Source organism: Candidatus Woesearchaeota archaeon, assembly GCA_018675335.1.
Taxonomy (GTDB): Archaea; Nanobdellota; Nanobdellia; order Woesearchaeales; family UBA11576; genus JABJCP01.
The window spans coordinates 1-20,216 of sequence record JABGYH010000006.1; the positions used below are offsets into that span (position 1 = coordinate 1).

Consider the following 20,216-nt stretch of genomic DNA (forward strand, 5'->3'; position numbering starts at 1 on the left):
AAAAAAAAAAAAAAAAAAAAAAAAAAAAAGATTCAAAAAAGAGCGTGAAAAATGATACAAAAAATTACTAAAAACACACCTCAAGAATATATTGAAGAAATAAATACTGTTTGCAAAAAATGCGGTAACTGTTGTAGTCAAGGAAGCGGATTTGTTCTTAAAAAAGAAGTTGACAAAATTGCAAAACACCTTGAGTTAAGTGAAGAAGAAGTAAAAACAAAATTTCTCACAGAAGTTGAGTTTTTTAATACAAAACAGTTCAGACTAAAAATGAACATCCCAAAAGACAGCATAAGACCTCATGGAAATTGTGTTTTTTTACGTGCAGATCATTGTTCAATTCAAGATGCAAAACCTCTTCATTGTAGAATTAGTAATTGTAATGAATTTGGCGATGAAGTACAAACTTGGTTTTTAGTTAATTTTTTCCTAAATCCCAATGATCCGGAATCAATAAGACAATATTCCTCTTTTTTAAAAACAGGAGGGAGATTACTCAAAGGCGCAGAACTTGAAAAACTAGTACCTGACAAAGAAACTTTAAAAAAAATTTTAGATTTTGAAAGAATAAAATAATTCAAAAAAAACTAAATCAAAAAAATACACAAAATATTAAAAAAAAAATTATTAACAGATCATAATCGCAAATAACTGTAATTAACTAACGTGTTTTAAATTTTTTTTATATTTTTATTTTTAAAAATAAACAAAACCAATTAAATCAACAACAAAAATAATAAAACAAAACCAACATAGGGGGCATACAAATGGAACAAAAAAATGTTAAGATTTCAGTCAGCGAAGGCACTGATTTTTTTTGTCATGAAATATCAATCAATTTTAATCCAATGCAATTTATTTTAGATTTCAAAAATATTACTCCTCGAGTAGATATCAGAAATAAAGAGGGTCCAACACTCGTTTTAAGACATAATGTAGTAATGCTCGATCCATTCAATGCAAAACAAATGTTAAATGTTTTACAAAATGCAATTGAAAAATATGAAACTGAATTTGGAGAAATTAAAAAACCAAAAATGATTAAAAAAGCAGAAACTAAAATGAAGAAAAAAGCTAAAACTGCTAAATCAAAAAAAACAAACACTACAGAACCAAATTCTCCAAACTACTTTGGATAAACAATGAATAAAAATATCTAGGTGAATATTATGAAAATAAATCCTCAAGATCAAAACCAATTTAAAAATAATCATATCCATTCGACAACCAGAATGCCTATGAAAAGACTTTACTTAACAAGTGAAGCTATTTTAAGATACTTAATTGGAAACGATGAAGACTTAAATACATTAATTATTTGCAAACACACTCAATTTAGTTTAGAAACAGATGATCATGCAATTTATGAATCCATGGGATCTATTAAAGAGCAAGATGATTTTAAACTAAATAAATTAGTTAAACTTTTTGAAGTAGTAAAAATTCATAGCGGAAAACGTCAAGGAATTTTAACTGAAGAAAGAGTTGAACTAATAAGAAAAGAGGCTCTTCGAAAAAAAGACGACTCAAATAAAAACAACGCAAAAAAATAAATCTGAAATAGATTAATTCAATTAATCTAATTGAGGATAATAAAAAATAAAAAAATGCTAAATTAAACAATTTGGAGGTTGATATTATGGCAAAAATAATCGGAATCGATTTAGGCACATCAAATAGTTGTGCATCAGTACTAGAAGCAGGAAAACCAAAAATTATTCCTAGCGCAGAAGGATCAACTTATGCAGGAAAAACAGTTCCTAGCGTAGTTGCATTCGCAAAAGAAGGGCAAGTATTAGTTGGAGAACCAGCTCGTCGTCAAGCAGTTTCAAATCCTGACGCGACAATAACTGGTGCGAAAAGAAAAATGGGTACATCCCATAAATACAAAATTAATACAAAAGAATACACGCCACAACAAATTAGTGCATTTATTTTACAAAAAATCAAAAAGGATGCTGAAGCATATCTTGGCGAAAAAGTAGAGAAAGCAGTAATAACTGTCCCAGCTTATTTTGATGATAATCAAAGACAAGCAACAAAGGATGCAGGAACTATTGCAGGACTTGATGTAGTTAGAATCATTAATGAACCAACTGCAGCATCACTTGCATTCGGACTTGATAAAAATAGTGAAGAATTAAAAATTCTTGTTTTTGATTTAGGTGGTGGAACTCTTGATGTTACTGTAATGGAATTTGGTGATGGAGTTTTTGAAGTTAAATCAACCAGCGGAGATACCCAATTGGGTGGAAGAGATATGGATACTTCAATAATCAATCATATAGTTGACGAATTTAAAAAACAAGAAGGAATTGATTTATCAAAAGATACAACAGCAATACAAAGAATTGCTGAAGCTGCAGAAAAAGCAAAAATTGAACTTAGTACAACTGTAGAAACAGACATCAATTTACCATTTATTACTGCAAATGATCAAGGACCAAAACATCTTGTTATGAAACTAACACGTGCAAAAATTGAAGATTTGGTAAAACCTTTAGTTGATAAATGTAAACACCCAATTGAACAAGCAGTTAAAGACGCTAATTTAAGTTTTAGTGAAATTGACAAATTAGTTATGGTTGGTGGACCTACAAGAATGCCTATTGTTCAAACATTTGTTGAAAGTTTAGTTAACAAAAAAGTTGAAAGAGGAATGGATCCAATGGAATGTGTATCTATGGGTGCAGCAATTCAAGGAGGAGTTCTTGCAGGAGATGTTAAAGATGTATTACTTTTAGATGTAACACCTCTAAGTTTAGGTCTTGAAACTTTAGGCGGAATTTTTACAAAACTAATTGAAAGAAATACCACAATTCCAACTAAAAAAAGTCAAGTATTTTCAACTGCAAGCGATAATCAACCAGCAGTAACTATTCGTGTAGGTCAAGGAGAAAGACCCATGTTTGGAGATAACAAATTATTAGGTCAATTCGATCTTGTCGGTTTGCCTCCAGCACCAAGAGGAATACCTCAAATTGAAGTAACATTTGATATTGATGCAAATGGTATTTTAAATGTGAGTGCTAAGGATTTAGGTACAGGAAAACTACAAGCAATTACGATCACTGCACCAAACAAACTTAATGATGCAGATGTTGAACGTATGAGAAAGGAAGCAGAATCTCACGAAGTAGATGACAAGAAAAGAATGGACCAAGTTGAAACGCTTAATAACGCAGAAAGTTTAGTTTATTCAACAGAAAAAACATTAAAAGATTTTGAAGGTAAAGTTGATGAAGCAAAAATTAAACCTATTAAAGAACACGTGGATGAACTTAAAAAACTTTTAGAACCTGAAGAAAAAGATATTGAAAAAATTAAACAAAAGCTTGAAGAAGTTGAAAAGTTAGTTCAAGAAGTAGCAACTGAAATGTATCAAAAAGTTGCAGCAGAACAACAAGCAAAAAAACAACAAGAAGAACAAGCACAAGGTACTTCAAGTCAAGAAAACTCTGCAAAAGACGCAAATAATCCTAATAACGGTGAAAAAGTTGTCGATGCAGATTATGAAGTTGAAGACGACAAGAAAAAAGAATAAACTTACAAAACATAATAGTAACAGTAATTAACAAAAAAGTAAGTAATTCAAATACAAATCTTTTTAAATTTTTTATTTTTATTATATTTTTTATCTTAAAACAATTCACAATCCAAATAATCAAATAAAACAACAAAAATCATAATTTATCCAAAAAAATGAATCAAAACATCATACCTACTGAAACCGAATGTATTGAAATACTAAAAGAAGCAGGTGCAAAACCCTTACTTAATCACAGTCAAAGAGTCAAAAAAATTGCATTGGCAGTTTCCAAAAAATTAATTTCACAAGGAATTGAAATTGATATTCCATTAATTATTGCATCTGCATTATTACATGATATTACTAAATTATCTGCAACCATATGCCACATGAAAGAAGGAGGAGAACTTCTTCGAAGCAAAGGTTTAGATAAAATTGCAAAAATTGTCGAAAGACATGGTCTGACAAGCATTAATGATCCAGAATTTACTCCATCAACTTATGAGGAAAAGATTATTTTTTATTCAGATCTTCGAGCAAATCCAGGAAAAATTGTATCTCTTAAAGAACGATTTGAATATATAAAAAACGCATATCCTCATATCGGACCTAAAATTCAAACATATTATGAATTTGCAAAAAAAATTGAATTAGAATTACTCGGAAAAGAACCAAATTTAGAATTATGACATTTTAAAATTATAAAAATTCGAAAATATAAAAATTTAAAACAAAAATAAATAAGTACAAATTAGGGCGGTACAAATATGGCTAAAGATTATTATAACACATTAGGAGTTTCAAAAAATGCGTCTCAAGAGGAGATTAAAAAAGCTTACAAAAAATTAGCTAAAAAATTTCATCCAGACATAAACAAAGAAGTAAAATCAGCAGATAAATTCAAAGAAATTAGTGAAGCTGCTAGTGTTTTAACTGATTCTAAAAAAAGAGAACAATATGATCAGTTCGGATCTTCAGATTTTCAAGGTTATCAAGGAGGTCAAGGTGGATTTAATTCTGATTTTTCAGATAATTTTGATTTCGGAGATGTTTTTGAAAGTATTTTTGGAGGAGGGTCTCCATTTGGCGGCAGTAGACGTCGAAAAGCTGGACCTAAAAGAGGGTCAGACTTAAGATATGATTTAGAAATTGAACTCGAAGATGCAGTTAATGGTATTGAAAAAACAATTATAATTCCACGTTATGAAACTTGCACCAAATGTAAAGGTAGCGGTGCTAAATCAGATTCAGAAATTATTACTTGTTCAAATTGTAAAGGTAGTGGAGTTGTTCGTCAAACTCAACGAACTCCTTTTGGTATTTTTTCATCAACATCCACGTGTAGAACCTGTCATGGAGAAGGTAAAACAATTAAAGAATATTGTCTTGTTTGTGATGGTGCTGGAAGAGTAGAAAACAATCGTAAAATTAAAGTTAAAATTCCTGCAGGTGTTGAAAATAATATGACACTTAGAATGCCTGAAGAAGGCGAAGCAGGAGAGAAAGGTGGACGTAAAGGAGATTTATATGTAGTAATTGCAGTTGCACAACATAAAATATTTGAACGTAGAAATACAAATTTATACATGGATTGTCCAATCTCATTTATTACTGCAACTCTTGGAGGAGAGATTGAAATTCCAACCATTAAAGGAAAAGCTAAACTTAAAGTTCCTTCTGGAACCCAAAGTAATACAATTCTTAGAATGAAAAACAAAGGAGTCCCCCATATCAATAGCGACTCATGTGGAGATCAAATGGTTAAAGTAATTGTTCATACTCCAAGCAGTCTTAATAAAACTCAAAAAGATAAATTAAAAGCATTTGCTAAATCAATGGGGGATAAAATTACCCCTCAAAAAGGTTTTTTTGATAGACTTAAAAGTACATTTACAAAATAAAAAACGGTTTCAAGTAAAAGTAATTTATACCAAAATTGCAGATTCTATAAGTAGTAATACTAAGTATAAAATAACTCCCATTAAGAAAAACTTAGGCGTACTATCACTAAATGACGGCATAGTATCCCTAATAATAATATACAACAAAACTCCAGTAATAAACGCAAACAAAGAATAATATATTACTCCAGGTATTGTAACAAACAAAGCTAAAATTGCTCCAAGAAAAATACTTCCTGAACTTAAAAATTTACCAAACGTAGTTTCTCTAATTCTATGATGTAAATGTTCAATGATTAACGAAGAAGATAGAATGTGCGAAATAATAGGAACTAAACTAAATAATGCAAGCATAGTCTTACCAGTTTCAAAGAAAAACACCAGTGTCAATCCTAAAACAACATGGTTAATAAAAAATGCCGAAGTTCTTACAGCAATTATTCCTTTTAATTTACTTCGTTTATTTGAGACATGATGAAAAACATATTGTTCAAGTATGTGAAACAAAATAAAACCCCACAATGCAATAAACAAGATATTGTTATCTAATAACTCATATCCTTTAATAATTTCAGGAAATAATGTAAGAAATATGTAGGTTATGAATATACCTGAACTAAAACTAATGAATGAATAATCTATTTTTTTTAAATGATGTGCATATGATTCAAAATAGAAATGGGTTATACTAAGTAAAAATGCGAGTACTAACGGAATTATCATTTTAAACCAATCATTTACAAATTTACTCTCAATAACTACGGCAACACACATAATTTACTAAATAACACTCAAACATTATCCAAATAAATCATAAAAAACCCTAGACTTCATAAAAAAACCAATAAAACCCATTTAAGAGAAATAAAAAAAAATAAAAAAAAATAATCAAAGCAAAATTATTTTCTTCTTTTAGCAGGTTTTTTCTTTACTACTTTCTTTTTAACAGCTTTTTTCTTCACTACTTTTTTCTTAACAGCTTTTTTCTTTACTACTTTCTTTTTAACAGCTTTTTTCGTCACTACTTTTTTCTTAACAGCTTTTTTCTTAACTGCTTTCTTTTTAACTGCCTTTTTCTTTACTACTTTTTTCTTAACTGCTTTCTTTTTAACTGCCTTTTTCTTCACTACTTTTTTCTTAACTGCCTTTTTCTTTACTACTTTTTTCTTAACTGCCTTTTTCTTTACTGCAGGTTTTCTAACTGCTTTCTTTTTTACAACTTTTTTCTTAACTACTTTTTTCTTTAATACTTTTTTCTTAGTAGCTTTTTTCCTTACTAATTGTTTCTTTGCTGCCAAACAAATCACCTCATTTTTTAAATCGAAGCTAATTAAAGCCTATTTAAACTGTATTTTGTGTTTTATATTATATAAAGGTTGCGGTTTTTTTATTTTAATTTATTTTAATTTTATTTTAACAAAAAAATTCATCACAAAAAAACAACACACAAACTAAAAAAATAAAAAAAATAAAACAATCACACCTACAATCATCGACGAGAAAATACAATAAATCAAAATAATCAAACCTAAAAACAAACAGCAAGCATAACAAAATAACTAACAAGTAATTAAATTTAAAAAAAAATAAAAATAATAAAAAATCCACAATCAAACAAAAATTAAAATAATATTTGCAAACAATCAACCAATCATGTCCAAATACTTTTGCTCTAATTTAATAATTACCAAATCTAAAATTGTCTTTAAATTAACCACATCATCTTCATTATATAAAATCAATTCTTCAAAATATGATTGATTTCCCGTCGAGATAAATGAGTTCCACAAATCAACAGGACTCAAACACATTTTTTCAATAGGAAGTTTTCTACTAACTTCTAACTGTCGTTCTATATCTTTGAGTCCCCCAACTAACCCTACTTGTTGACAAGCAAATCTTAAGTCAAAATGCACTACTTGTTCAAAATTTTTCTGAAAATATCGTTTCATAACTGGAAAATCAAATCCTTTACCATTAAACGAAATTACAATCTTTTTTCCGTCAAATGCTTTTTTCAAATAATCTTCAGTTAAAGTTTTCCCTTTAACCAACGCAAGATAATCTTCACAATCATACACGCCAATCAAAGTAATATCACCATAATATTGAGACGTTTCTATATCTAAAAATAAAATTTCTTTATTTGCTAACAATTTTTTAGAAACACTCGAATAAAGTCTCCAAATCTGAGAGGGCTTAATTAATTTTTTAAAATAATTTAACTCACCTAAGTTTAAATTTAATTGTGCTTCTTTAATTTTTTGATCATAAAACATTTTACGTTTTTTAGAAATCCCTTTAATCTGAGACGCATCTGACTTTAAAAAAATACTCCAATTAGAAATACCTTGATCCCACAACTTTTGTTCAAATCGAGAGCCAATCTTATCAAATATAATAAAACTATTTTCAATCATATTTTAACCTCAAAAAAAAAACTAAAAACCAAAAACTAAAAATAATAAATAAAAATACAAAAAAAAGAAATAACAATAAAAAACCATCTAATACTCGCTAAAAACAATTAAGCAAAATTAATAAATTTAACAAAAATAATCTCCATTATTAGCAAGAAATAAACACCACTCACCCAAAATAATACCAACAAACCAAATTCAAATCAAAAGTTATATCAAATCATTCGCTCATTTGAAGGAAAACACGGAATCCCATATTCGCCATCAAACCCTGGCTTAACTTCAATTGTGCCTTCACGATTTTTCAAAATAGCTTGCGCAATTCTAAAATCACTTACAGAACTTAATTCCTCAAATGATTTGTTAAGCAAAATATCAAATTCAGATCCTAACTTTAATAATTTATTATATTCTGCCCAAACAAGTTTTGTAGAAAGCCCTTTACAATACAAATTAGATAAAAGTTCATGTAACGGCATAATTGATTTGAATTTTGCACTCACATTCTTCAACACAAACCCTTCTGGACGATCAGGCGATGCTAATTCTTCAACTCTATTCATAACACCTATTGTCAAACCTTTTTTACATACGGGACAAATCCCACTATGTTTTCTGCTTTGAACAGGATCAAAACAAACTCCACATTTTCTATGACCATCAAAATGATATTTACCATAAGAGGGATTAACTTCTAAAGTTTCAGATATTCTATTTTTAGATGGGTTATCGCATCGATTGGATCTTAATGCTTTTATTAAATTTTTATAAGTGAGTCTTGCAAGTTCAAATGTTGTAGCTTCTCGCCCCATCCTCCAAGGCCAAAATGAATGAGAATCAGAAAATGATACTAAATTAAATTTGTCAAGAACAGAAACTCGCATATTCATTGCAGGATCACTACTAATTCCAGTTTCAAGTGCATGAATATGTTTTGTTTGATCTTCAAACCCATCAGAAACAGACCTAAATTGATTATATTCACCAAGTAAACTAAAATGAGGCGTCCATATATGGGCAGGTATCACTTCAATTTCTTTACTTATCCCCCTAAGCATTTCGACAAAATCAGGACAAGGAATTTTAAAGATTGGCCTGCCATCATAATCAACTCTTCCTTTTTTTTTGAGTTCATCAGTGATTTGAGTTACAACTTCAAAACTAGGTGCTAAAACAACATTATGTATGCGTCTCCCCTTACCTTTCGAACTATAAATTAATGAAATTTCTGTTTGATACACAAAAGGAAATCCCGTTTTAGTTTTGGCAATTCCCGTTTCATCTTCAATTAACTTAGATTTAAGTTCTTTTTGCCAAATTGGATGAGTAAAATCTGACGTTCCAAGTAAACCTAAACCCTTTATTTTACCATATTTTTCTAAATTTGTTAAATCTAAATTTTTACTACAACCTCGACTATGTTTTGAATGCAGATGTAAATCAGATATTATTTGCATAATCAAAACCGTCCTTCATAATAATCATCATTTTTTCTTTTTTTCATAAAATATCTTATTATAAATATGTTAATTAAAACAGAAACTAATACAGTAATTACAAGTATTGAAATAAAAAACATACTTTTTTCTTTTTTCTCATCTGAACTTCGAAGTTTTTGAACAATTCCCTCCTGAGTTTCATAAGACTGTTCTTGCGAAGAACCGATAATCTGTCCAGTTACTCGCTCCATAACCGGTTTTATAAAATCAGTTCCAACTATTACTTCTACTTCTTTCTCAAATATTTTATCTTCATGGATTATTTCAAGAACAATTCTATATCGATCAGGCGTAACCCCATTAGTATACCAAAATGCTTCAACATTACCAATTTTTCTCGGATCAATATCAACTGGAAATGTTTTATGTTCTCCAATCAATTTATCAGTTTCATCATAAACTTTGAATTTCAAATAAACATTTCTTAATGGAACATTCCATAAATTCAATAAACTAATATTAAATCGTGCAACTTCACCAAGATTAAAACTTTCAACTTGCATATCGTAAAGAGCAATCTCAAATAAACCTATATTAAATTTTTCAGTTATATTAAAACGATACTCATCATAAGCAATTGTTGCAACTGCAGTGTATTCTCCTTGAAAAACATCTGCAGTCCAAGTAAGTTCAAATCGATGTTCTCCACTAGACGATAGAGTTACAGGTTCAGAAATAACTTCATCAATTTTTAAGTTATCAGGATTAAATATTTCAATTTTTACTTGAGCAGAATTAATATCTTCAGATCCTAAATTAAAAACTCGACTAGTAAATGTAACTGTTTCATTAACAGATCCCGATGTCACAAATAATTTTCCTTCAGCATATTTATCAGGAAAAGGCACTCGAACTATTGCTTGAGATACCATAACAAGTTTAGTTGACATCCCTCTTTTTTCTTGAGGAATTTCTTCAATAACTATTTCAATTAAATTTTCTCCCGAAACGACCACAACTTCTGGAAGAATTAATGTATATGGAATAACTACCGAGGTTTGATCTGAATCTACTGAAAAAATTTCTTTATCAAAATTCACATAAGCGGCTAATTCACCTTTCGCATAAACTCTTGCAGTAAATAACCCCCCATCATTCATCAAAGTTAATTCACCTTTAATTGACTTACCAGGCACATAATCAAAATATTTTCTTGCAGGCAAAACCCCAACTGAAAAAACAAATGAAGAACATAAAATAAGTAATGCGAGTAAAGTTAAAACTAATAAAATTATTTTTTGAAATTTACAAATTTTATTTTGTTGTTTCAACATCATTGTTCAAATATATTTTTTAAATAATTTTTTTAAATAAATTAATCAAATAAATTTAAATTCTTAAGACGGTGCAATCTGAAAAGTAATTGAATTATTTTTGTATCCTAAATCACCTGGAGATACATGTATTCTTACATCAATCTCAGCAGAATCTGTAAGATCAAAATAATCAAAATCAAAAATCATTATTTGACTCACATTAGAAACATTCACCCATTCAGTTTTAGAACTGCCCCAATTAAATGAGGGTTTTTCAGAAGTATTACCCGTTTTGATTTGAAAATTTTCTCCGGGAAATTCAGCGTACTCAAACAATGCAGTTCCTGCAATAGATAAATCACCTAAAATATTCCCTGTATTTTCTAAAATAAATGGCATAGGTGCATAATTAGTAGTGTCTTTAACTTCATTAGTATTCATAAATCCAAAATCAACATTTGAATTCAAAAGTACAAACGAAATGTAAGGAGCAATTGAAAAATTTAATTGCGGTGACCAAGAACTATAATTAGTTTCATTAAAAGATCTAACTTGCCAATAATACATACCACATTCATCTTCAGTTCCCAACTCTGAAAGCAAGGTATAATTTAATTCAGAAATATTATTTTTAAATAATGGTCCGCAGCCACCAGTAATATTTAATTCGTATGTTAAATTAGAATATCCATATGAAGCATTCCAATAAAAAGTAGGAGTTCTTAACGTTAAATTTGTTTGATTATTCAAAGGATAAATTAAATCAGGAATTGGTAAAGTATAATTTGGAATAATAACAATATTATCTGTTACATTCAAATTTTCAAATAAATCAGACATACAAGTAACATTCCAATCATATGTAGTTCCAATTAAAAACGAAGTTTCATAATAATATTGATCATCTCCCGTAAAATTAAATTCCATTTCAAATGGACCTTCAGGGCTCACATTAAATGAAATATTGCAAGATCCATTAAATTGCGAACTATTAGAAATTACAACACCATTTGTTTTATTAGTATAATTTGCATAAAATCCAACTAAATCATGATCATAAGCACTCAGCCCATAATCAACATCATCAGAAATATTAAGTTGCGAATTAGTACTTGAAGTATATGCAGAAAATCCTAATACATCAAAAATTAATGTATAAATTCCACTTCCTTCTTCTTCAGACTCAGAATAACTAACAAGTTCACAAGTTGGGGGGAGACAAAGCTGATCATCTTTCACAATAACTGGAGAATATAAAAAACTCAAGTTATGCAAGATCAGCCTTGCCTGTTTATTCAGTTGAGCTGCACTAGCAGAATCAACAGAAATATAATTTTGGGATATATTAATTAATGAATTTAAATTTAGACCAGAAGATAAATCTAAATTTTCTGTAAAATTTATTCCCCCCATACCAACTGATTCTACAACAAAATTAGAAACTGCAGATACATTAGAAACATTTGCCAAATTTGTAGTTTCCCCATCAAAATTATCTGTGCGAATAATATATAACAATCGCGATTCACTCAAACCAAAATGTCCAAACAAATCAGTACAATTAATTTGCCAAGAATATTCCCCGGAATTAAGTTCGGACGTATTAAATTGATTTGATTGAAATAAGTCAATAATTTCCTCATTCATAGTCACCACATCATCAAGAAGCAGACTGCAATTATCAATACTAAATTCAGAATCGACATCATAAGTTAATGCAACATTGCCTTGGCCTGAAGCTTTTGAATCATCAGGAGAGATAAGAATTACTGCAGGTTCAGTATAAATTGTTAAAGCGGAGTCACTAATATTAGTATTATTGATATTATTTTCATCATCCACAGAATAAACAAAAATAGTATAATTTTCTCCTGGAACAAGACCTGATACATTAGCCCAATTGTTAGACGTATTAAATAAATTAACAAACTCAAATCCAGTTCCATTAATAAAAATTAAGTTACTCATAAAATCAATATCTGAAGGATTTGTCCAATTCCAATAAGCCCAATCATAACCTGCAGATTGATTTGCTAAATTACTAATAACTCCAGGAGGATCAATATCAGAATTTAAATTAAATGCAACATGAGAATAATCTGAACTAGATCCCGAAGTCCAAGACATATTATAACCTGGATTTCCCGGATACATACTTCCTCCAAAATTTTCGCCACTTGCGCCCTCACCACCTAATTCTAAATTCCATTGTTCAGTTTGGCCTACTGCAGAAATAATTGAATCTTCCCAGGTTATAAAATCAATAATTAAATCATCATTTTCACTAAAAACTTCTAGTTCCGAACTTGTTCCAGTTCCAGATGTAGAACTCACATTTTGAAACGTAATGAACGTATTAATATCTTCATAACTTGTTGCACTCGAACTAATTTGATTAATTTCTGAACCAAGAATATCAATTGAAACATTATACACTCCAGGAGGAGGTTCGATTAAATACCAAACATCAACTCGTACAGAATCAGAATTTGATTTTTCAATTAATCTAGATAATGGAACACCACCAAAAGTTACATTTTCAATTCTGTTTTGTGAACTCCCATTTGAAAGACCTATTCCAACAATCAAGACACTCCCCGTTCCAGTAGCATTATGTTCAAATTCTAGCAGCCCACATTCACACGACCCAAATGATTGATTACCCACAGTTATTGCATCGCTTCCTATTTTCCATTGTCTTGCTTCAAAAAATGAACCAACAAATAATGGGCCCACAATAAATAAATCAGGAGACCTATCAGGTGCATCAAACTGATAAGTTAAAAAAGTTGAATCATCTTTTTTCAAATCAACTAACCATTTCAAACTTAATGTTTCATTATCCCATTCAGATATTTCCATTCCTTGTTGAGGAGTTATTTCAAATGAAGAAGGAACAAATTCTTGGACATAACCAGTATATTTTTTATCAGAATTTATTAAAAAACTCATATTATATTTTACAGCAGGATAAATCCTAGTAGGACCTATTCTTTCAATATCATAATCAATCTTTTTTTGTACAACAAAATAATCACTCACACTTCTAATTCCATTAAAAGTTTTTGCAGTTAAATTTAATTCATAAATTCCTTTTCCCGCTACAGTGTAATACCCATAATAATCAGGTAAATTAGTTATACCATAAACAGTACACTCATCAGAAATAAAGATCTTACCATTGTCAGTTGATAATATTTCAACTGATCCCTCAGGAGATATAATTTGTAAAGAAACATTAGAATCACAAACCATATCACCATCATCATCTAAAACAACAATTCCTAAAAATGCAGTTTCATTTTCAAAATATCTTGACTTATGCGTATTTACTGCCAAAACTCCCCAAGTAAAATTTTGTTCATTTTCGTAATATTGACCATCCAATTCATATATTAAATTTAATTGGTAAAAACCTGCTTTCAAACTTCTTTTTTTAATTTTTTTCAACAATAACTTTTTTTTATTTTTTCCCTGCTCAGAAATACTCAAATCAGAACTATTCTCAAACTCAACTAAATCAGTTCCAGATTCAATTTCATCTAATTTAGAACCATATTGGAGTGACACACCATAAATTTTCAAATTAGGTTCTAATTCCACATCAAATGATAATTCATCATCAAGAGTGAAATGTTTTTTTTTATTTACAAACTTTAAAATTGAACCATCATCTTGTTTTATATTTAGATTAATTTGATTATTCGAGTTAGAATTAGTTAAAATTTCATCATCAACTCCTAAATTCAACGCGTTATTATTAGAAGAAAGATTCACTCCTAAAACAACATCAGATTTAACATTTTCCAAAAGATTAGAATTATTATCCGATCCTACACCTAGTATTGATACTCCCGTAATGCCCGGTGAACTTCCACCTGATGAATCAAAAATTAAAAATCCTAAAAAACTTGCAAAAATAAAACTGAATAAAACTAAAGTAACCCAAAAAACTTTTTTATGAGGTTTAGAAATTGATTTTCGTAATTTTTTAAACTGAGTTAACTCACTTTTCAAACTATTTAATTCTTGATCCATATCTCCAATCTTTTTTTGCGCATTAGTTTCTTCATTCATTTTTTTGGATCATATTTTTCTAAAAAATCATCAATACTTCTAACGGTTTTCTTAGGAATTTTTTGTTTAGCGACTCTTTTTTTAGAATCTGCTTTAATTTTAGTGCGCTTAACTACTTCAACATTTTTTAATAAATCTTCATTTTGTTCAACTGATTTATCAAGTTCTGCTTGAGAATAATGTTCTTCATAAACCTTTTTTTTAATTAGCCTTAACCAAAATTTTGATTTAAACATATTTGTTTTATTTGTTTCTAAATCAATTTCGCGATTTAATATATCCCCATATTTATCTTCATTAACTTTATATTCAACTTGTTGAAAAGTAAAAAATGGATCTTGAGGTTTCTCATTACCTGGTCTTGTTGAAAGCCACATGGCCGTAAGTGTTAACACAAATGCAACAAATGCCATAATCCAAGTCATAATTATTTCTGCTTGACGAACCTCTACATGTTTTGGTATTTCTACAACAATTATTTCTTCAATTCGTTCTTTTTCTGCCTCTTTATCTAACACCAAAGTCATCTCCCCAATTCCTGCAGAATACAAATAAGAATTTGAACCTTTCCAACCATCAGATTCAGCTTCAAGTATTATTTCTTTACCATACATACATTCACTAAAATGTGCGGAAAAATATCCCGAGAAAAAATTTGGAGGAGGACCTTTTTGAGTGATAACTTTTATTATTTCACTCCCAATTTTTACATCAACAGATTCTTTATTTCCAACTCTACTACCATTAGAATAAAATACATATCCTTCCATAACACACCATTCATCAACTTGTTCTTCAGATGATTCTGGTTCTGGTTTTGGCAAAGGAATTTCTGGAGCATCCACTGGAGGAATAGTTTCAGGATCCGGATCAGGTATTGGATCGCCTCCACCTCCAGGACCACCTGGACCTCCAGGACCTGGACTTGGCTCAGGTGGGGTTGGCGACGATTCATTAACAGATAAATAAATATCCACCATAACAACTGAATCTTCAATTAAATATCCTTGAGCTTCTGCCTGAAAATTAGTTAACTCAGTACCAACAGAAAATAATTCTCCACCCATACATTGAGTTGTTCCAACATAACTTATTGAATAATAATTATCACAATAATCACAACTTGGACCACCAACTTGAGTTATAGTCGATAAAGTTGTTCCATTAAAATCACCTTCATTAACTGTTGCGGCAATTGTTTTTCCAACTCCCACACTAGAACTATCATTGTAAAACACTTGTCCTTCAACATCACAATATGCGACACCTAAAACAAAAGAGGAAAAACAAATAAGTAAAACTAAAATAAGTAAAAAACTCATAACTCTCTTACAAACAAATGTCTGCGCGCGATCAGTTAAGTTACTCATTCTCCACCCCTGAATTAACTGTAATTATTGAAGTATATGATTGATTTATTGGATTAAAATAGTATCCATAGCCCGGTTCTAAATAATCTAAAACAGGATTTGATGCAGAAAACCAACCAAATAAATCTCCAAACCAATACGCATACTTTTGATTCGTTTCACCATAAAAAACTCTTACTTTATCAGAACAGGATACTGCACCACAGTATTTTTGTAAAGGTGCAATTAACGACAAATTAAACATATAAGGATAACTCATACCAATAGTACTAACACTTCCAGAAACAAAAGAAAAACTAACTTCTCGATTCAAATTATCTATTACTTGTCCAGTAAAAGTGATATTGTATGTTTGACTAATTGGATGAATATAATATCCAACATTATTCTCTAACTCTAAAAGTTTAGGATTTGATGGAGAATACCACCCAGTGTCAGGCCCAAACCAATACGCATATTTTTGTAAATTATCCCCATAAAACATTCGAATTTTATCTGCAGTAACACTCAAATTATGATTTTCCTGCGCAGGACAAATATAATCTCCAACTAACTGTCCAGAACTATTAAACGGATTTGAAATTGTTAGTATACTATCCTGATACGCAGTTAATGATATCTGACCAACAATATTGCTTGATGCTTTCAAAACTCCAAATTCTGAAAGTTCCCATTCATTAACCGCAACAACTTTGTAAAACTGTTTACTGGCAATATTATCAGTCCAATTATTAATTAAATCTCCATCTAAATTTGAGACATTAGCAATTTGTTCATAAGTATTAATTTCTCGTAATTCAGTTAGACTATCAGAATAATAAATTTCATAATAATCAGGAGTTACATTAGTCCAATTAAGAACAATAAAATCATCAGTGCAATTCTGTTTGAAAGAATTTAACACAGGAGAATTTGGAGTAACTACTTCTTCAATAATTGAAATGTTTAATTCCACTTGATGCAAACTATTAGCACAACCAAGATCATCATTTCCAATAATTAAAAAAGAATGATTTCCAATCATACTTGAATTAGGTGTGAAAGTAATAATTCCAGTTAATTCATCAATTTCAAAAAAAGAACTATCATCAACAAAACTTACATCATGACCATCACTATCACTTGATTGAACTCCACAAAAATAAGGATTGCCAACAAAAGCATATGGTTCACAAGAATTCACAGATACAACTGGTTGATCATTCAAGCAAAGACTAACTCTTCCAAAATCTTGAGGGTTATCTTCTGCTGCGTGACCAACCACAATTACTTGAGAAGATGAATAAGAAACTTGAACATATACGTTAAACAAAATTGAAGAAAATATTAGTACAACTATCATTAATGCAAGCGCATTATTAGAAATACCTTTTTTATCATCAAAAAGACTTCTAATTCCCCCTTTTTTTACTACGAGTCTATCACTACTAGTAGCTCTACTACTACGAGTCATCTCGACTGAATAAATACCCCCTTAATATTTATAAATACAAAATATTTTAATATATAAAGGTTTTGGTTAAATTATTAAAAAAGAAATATGACTCGCACAATAATAAACACATAAAAAAACATAAAAAATCATTCAATTTTTGAAAACAAATACGGGAAATAACCATCTCAAACATAATTTAAAAAAATTAATTAAATACATTATCAGTAATTACATAATCAACTCCTGAAAATATGAGATCTAGAGTAGTATTAATATTATTTGACGTATATGTGTGAATTTTAAATCCTTCGTTTTTCAAAATTTTAATAAGTTCAGGATTTAAATTTAAATAATTAAAATCAAATCCCAAAATTCCCAAATTCTTAAGCTGTTTAAGTTTAAACTTATTTAAGTCAAATCTTATATTTTCATTCCAATAAATAAGTTTTATATCTGAATTTAATTCATGAACTTTCAATAAATAATCAAGATTAGTAGATTCTAAAAATATTTTATCAGAAAGCCCATTAATTTCAATTAAGTGTACTAATTTTTTTAAAAAAGTAAGAGGTTGACAACCAAAATCTTTCAAATCTAAATGATAATTAAGTTTCCTACCCATTTTAATAAATACTTCCTCAAGAAGAGGAATTGACTGATTAGAAATAGTTCCATCAAGATTTTTTATTTTAATTTTTTTCAAATTACTCAAATTCAAATCACAAACATTTCCAGCACTATTTGTCTTATCTTGTAATAAATAATCATGAAATAAAATTATAGTTCCATCCTGTAAAGAAGTAATATCAATTTCAACATTAATAAATCCACGCTCAAATGCTTTTTCTATTGCAAGTAACGAATTTTCGGGATACAATGATAATAAACCCCTATGACCAAACAATTTATTTAATAATAACAAATTTTTAAATCGTTTACAAAGATTAGTTTTTAAAAATAAATTTATATTTGATTTTTTTACCAATACAGGGTTAGATTCTGAAGGATCTTGACGCAAATCAAAAACTAATTCGAGTTTATTTTCAAAACTATAAACTTTTTTAATAGTGTTGTTTTGATTTATCACCATAAATCCCCCTCCATAAGGTTGCATCAAAACTTGACAAGACTCATATTGATCACTAAACATACTATGATTTTTTTTAATTAAAAAAGAAAATGAATTAGAAAAATAATTATCACTTAATAAACTTAAAATTGTTGGAATAATATCTAATTGACTATATTTATCAGTTATAATCCTATTTTTAAAAAAAGTTTCATTTTTTGATTTTGGAGGAACTAATAAAAAACTTGTAACAAACGAATCTTCATAAAAAGAAATTTCATTACTATAAATATTGTGTCGCCCAATAGGAAATGAATGATCTCCAAATATCATTAAATAACTATTATTTTCATATCTCATAAATCGTTTTTTAAAAACATTCAAATGATTATCTTGAACGACTAACGAATTAATATATTCTTCATACTTATTTTGTGCAGGATTGAATTTATAAACTGAAGAATATTCAGCTATATTCTTAAACGGGTAATGATGTTCATCTAAAGCCACATAAACAAATAATTTTTGACCTTCAATATAATTTTGTTCCAAATAATCAAATAATTTATCATATACTACATCATCCGGATATCCCCACTCAGTATTTTTTTCTTGCCCAGTTAAAAATTTGTCAAACAAAACATAATCAAACCCTATTTTTTTCATAAAAATTCCCGTTTTTTGAAAATTTAAATCATCTGCACTAAAAAAATAAGTAGTATAACCTGCATCCTTCAATATTTGAGGCAAACAAATTTTATTAAATTCAGATAATCTATCAACATAAAATGCGGCATTATTACTATAAATTCCACAAAGTATATTTTCTTGAGCACGTAACGTTTGAATACTATTGCTATAAAATTGAGGAAAAAATACTCCTTCTTTTGAAATATTAGTCATAACAGGAACATAATTTCCCACATATGTTTTATCAAACATGGTAACATTAGGCATGATATCCAACCCGTTAAGAGATTCTAATTGCACAAAAAAAATATGTTCATTATGTTTTTGAGAAAAATTAAAATTACCAAAAACCTCCAAGTAATTTAAATTATATAATTCTTCTTTATTGGCTAAATTTTGCAAATAATCTCTACTAGAAACCACCAAAGGAACTGGGAAAAAAAAGATTGAACTTATTAAATTTACAAAAATTAAAAAAACAAATAAAATTATAATTAAATTTTTCTTTTTAAATATCTGAATCAAATATTTTTCTTTTAACAAATTTTTAATAAGTTTAATTCCTGATCGAAAAGTAAAATAAATTAAAAAAAATAATCCTAAAATAAAAATAATCAAATATGAAGTACCAACAGTATTTTTTAATGTTAACAGTGAATAAAAACCACTATCAAAAACAAAAGATAAGTCAATTAAATTCCCCGTATATAAATAATAAAAAAGAAATAATATTGACAGTACCCAATATGACAAATATAATCCCCATAAAAAAAAAGTTAAAAATTTAAATTTAGTTCCAAACAACAAACAACTTAGTAAAATAAATATAAATAAAAAAAGATGAAACAAAGTTGATAAAAATATATCTAAAATTATAAATTCCAACATATTTTGTATTAGTGGTAAAAAAACAAACAATATAATTAACGGAAATAACTCCCCCCAATTATGTTTTAACATTTGCATAAAT

General features: G+C 28.7%; 15 protein-coding genes. 6 read left to right on the forward strand and 9 right to left on the reverse strand.

What is annotated here, in order from left to right; all coding sequences use genetic code 11:
• Positions 1-51 precede the first annotated feature (51 nt).
• The 6 genes from HN587_03950 to dnaJ all read left to right on the forward strand — a co-directional run bounded on the left by HN587_03950 (position 52) and on the right by dnaJ (position 5,430).
• Entirely contained in the window at positions 52-576 is a 525-nt protein-coding gene (locus tag HN587_03950; protein ID MBT7902994.1) for a YkgJ family cysteine cluster protein, read from the forward strand.
• A 191-nt stretch (positions 577-767) separates the two neighbouring features.
• On the forward strand, positions 768-1,139 hold the full coding sequence (locus HN587_03955; GenBank protein MBT7902995.1) for a DUF3467 domain-containing protein: 372 nt from the start codon (positions 768-770) through the stop codon (positions 1,137-1,139).
• A gap of 30 nt (positions 1,140-1,169) precedes the next feature.
• Positions 1,170-1,553 (forward strand): hypothetical protein, encoded by a 384-nt coding sequence (locus HN587_03960; protein ID MBT7902996.1) that lies wholly within the window; start codon positions 1,170-1,172, stop codon positions 1,551-1,553.
• A gap of 86 nt (positions 1,554-1,639) precedes the next feature.
• Complete coding sequence (dnaK, locus tag HN587_03965; GenBank protein ID MBT7902997.1) at positions 1,640-3,544, forward strand: molecular chaperone DnaK; 1,905 nt, start codon at positions 1,640-1,642, stop codon at positions 3,542-3,544.
• 158 nt (positions 3,545-3,702) lie between these two features.
• Positions 3,703-4,218 (forward strand): HDIG domain-containing protein, encoded by a 516-nt coding sequence (locus tag HN587_03970; GenBank protein MBT7902998.1) that lies wholly within the window; start codon positions 3,703-3,705, stop codon positions 4,216-4,218.
• 78 nt (positions 4,219-4,296) lie between these two features.
• Positions 4,297-5,430, forward strand: coding sequence for a molecular chaperone DnaJ (dnaJ, locus tag HN587_03975; protein ID MBT7902999.1), 1,134 nt, complete (start codon positions 4,297-4,299; stop codon positions 5,428-5,430).
• Between the two features lie 24 nt (positions 5,431-5,454).
• Here the strand turns inward: dnaJ and HN587_03980 are convergent, their stop codons facing one another.
• The 9 genes from HN587_03980 to HN587_04020 all read right to left on the reverse strand — a co-directional run bounded on the left by HN587_03980 (position 5,455) and on the right by HN587_04020 (position 19,513).
• Positions 5,455-6,153, reverse strand: a complete 699-nt coding sequence (locus HN587_03980) for a hypothetical protein (GenBank protein ID MBT7903000.1) — start codon at positions 6,151-6,153, stop codon at positions 5,455-5,457.
• Between the two features lie 176 nt (positions 6,154-6,329).
• Entirely contained in the window at positions 6,330-6,728 is a 399-nt protein-coding gene (locus tag HN587_03985; GenBank protein MBT7903001.1) for a histone, read from the reverse strand.
• A 345-nt stretch (positions 6,729-7,073) separates the two neighbouring features.
• Positions 7,074-7,850 (reverse strand): ribonuclease H-like domain-containing protein, encoded by a 777-nt coding sequence (locus HN587_03990; protein MBT7903002.1) that lies wholly within the window; start codon positions 7,848-7,850, stop codon positions 7,074-7,076.
• Between the two features lie 215 nt (positions 7,851-8,065).
• Positions 8,066-9,307 (reverse strand): DNA helicase UvrD, encoded by a 1,242-nt coding sequence (locus tag HN587_03995; protein ID MBT7903003.1) that lies wholly within the window; start codon positions 9,305-9,307, stop codon positions 8,066-8,068.
• Between the two features lie 2 nt (positions 9,308-9,309).
• Positions 9,310-10,620, reverse strand: a complete 1,311-nt coding sequence (locus HN587_04000) for a hypothetical protein (GenBank protein ID MBT7903004.1) — start codon at positions 10,618-10,620, stop codon at positions 9,310-9,312.
• A 66-nt stretch (positions 10,621-10,686) separates the two neighbouring features.
• On the reverse strand, positions 10,687-14,682 hold the full coding sequence (locus HN587_04005) for a hypothetical protein (protein MBT7903005.1): 3,996 nt from the start codon (positions 14,680-14,682) through the stop codon (positions 10,687-10,689).
• A complete protein-coding gene (locus HN587_04010) occupies positions 14,679-16,052 on the reverse strand; it encodes a hypothetical protein (protein ID MBT7903006.1) in 1,374 nt (457 codons plus the stop codon). The genes HN587_04005 and HN587_04010 overlap by 4 nt, the downstream gene beginning before the upstream one ends.
• On the reverse strand, positions 16,045-17,505 hold the full coding sequence (locus tag HN587_04015) for a hypothetical protein (protein ID MBT7903007.1): 1,461 nt from the start codon (positions 17,503-17,505) through the stop codon (positions 16,045-16,047). The genes HN587_04010 and HN587_04015 overlap by 8 nt, the downstream gene beginning before the upstream one ends.
• A gap of 187 nt (positions 17,506-17,692) precedes the next feature.
• Positions 17,693-19,513 carry a sulfatase-like hydrolase/transferase gene (locus HN587_04020; protein MBT7903008.1) on the reverse strand — a complete coding sequence of 607 codons (1,821 nt, stop codon included), beginning with the start codon at positions 19,511-19,513 and terminating at the stop codon, positions 17,693-17,695.
• Positions 19,514-20,216: the final 703 nt, after the last annotated feature.

Excerpts from the sequence above, each read along its gene's own strand:
- HN587_03950 (MBT7902994.1), top strand. The coding sequence starts at position 52 with ATGATACAAAAAATTACTAAAAACACACCTCAAGAATATATTGAAGAA.
- HN587_03955 (MBT7902995.1), top strand. The coding sequence starts at position 768 with ATGGAACAAAAAAATGTTAAGATTTCAGTCAGCGAAGGCACTGATTTT.
- HN587_03960 (MBT7902996.1), top strand. The coding sequence starts at position 1,170 with ATGAAAATAAATCCTCAAGATCAAAACCAATTTAAAAATAATCATATC.
- dnaK (MBT7902997.1), top strand. The coding sequence starts at position 1,640 with ATGGCAAAAATAATCGGAATCGATTTAGGCACATCAAATAGTTGTGCA.
- HN587_03970 (MBT7902998.1), top strand. The coding sequence starts at position 3,703 with ATGAATCAAAACATCATACCTACTGAAACCGAATGTATTGAAATACTA.
- dnaJ (MBT7902999.1), top strand. The coding sequence starts at position 4,297 with ATGGCTAAAGATTATTATAACACATTAGGAGTTTCAAAAAATGCGTCT.
- HN587_03980 (MBT7903000.1), bottom strand. The coding sequence starts at position 6,153 with ATGATAATTCCGTTAGTACTCGCATTTTTACTTAGTATAACCCATTTC.
- HN587_03990 (MBT7903002.1), bottom strand. The coding sequence starts at position 7,850 with ATGATTGAAAATAGTTTTATTATATTTGATAAGATTGGCTCTCGATTT.
- HN587_03995 (MBT7903003.1), bottom strand. The coding sequence starts at position 9,307 with ATGCAAATAATATCTGATTTACATCTGCATTCAAAACATAGTCGAGGT.
- HN587_04005 (MBT7903005.1), bottom strand. The coding sequence starts at position 14,682 with ATGAATGAAGAAACTAATGCGCAAAAAAAGATTGGAGATATGGATCAA.
- HN587_04010 (MBT7903006.1), bottom strand. The coding sequence starts at position 16,052 with ATGAGTAACTTAACTGATCGCGCGCAGACATTTGTTTGTAAGAGAGTT.
- HN587_04015 (MBT7903007.1), bottom strand. The coding sequence starts at position 17,505 with ATGACTCGTAGTAGTAGAGCTACTAGTAGTGATAGACTCGTAGTAAAA.
- HN587_04020 (MBT7903008.1), bottom strand. The coding sequence starts at position 19,513 with ATGCCTAATGTTACCATGTTTGATAAAACATATGTGGGAAATTATGTT.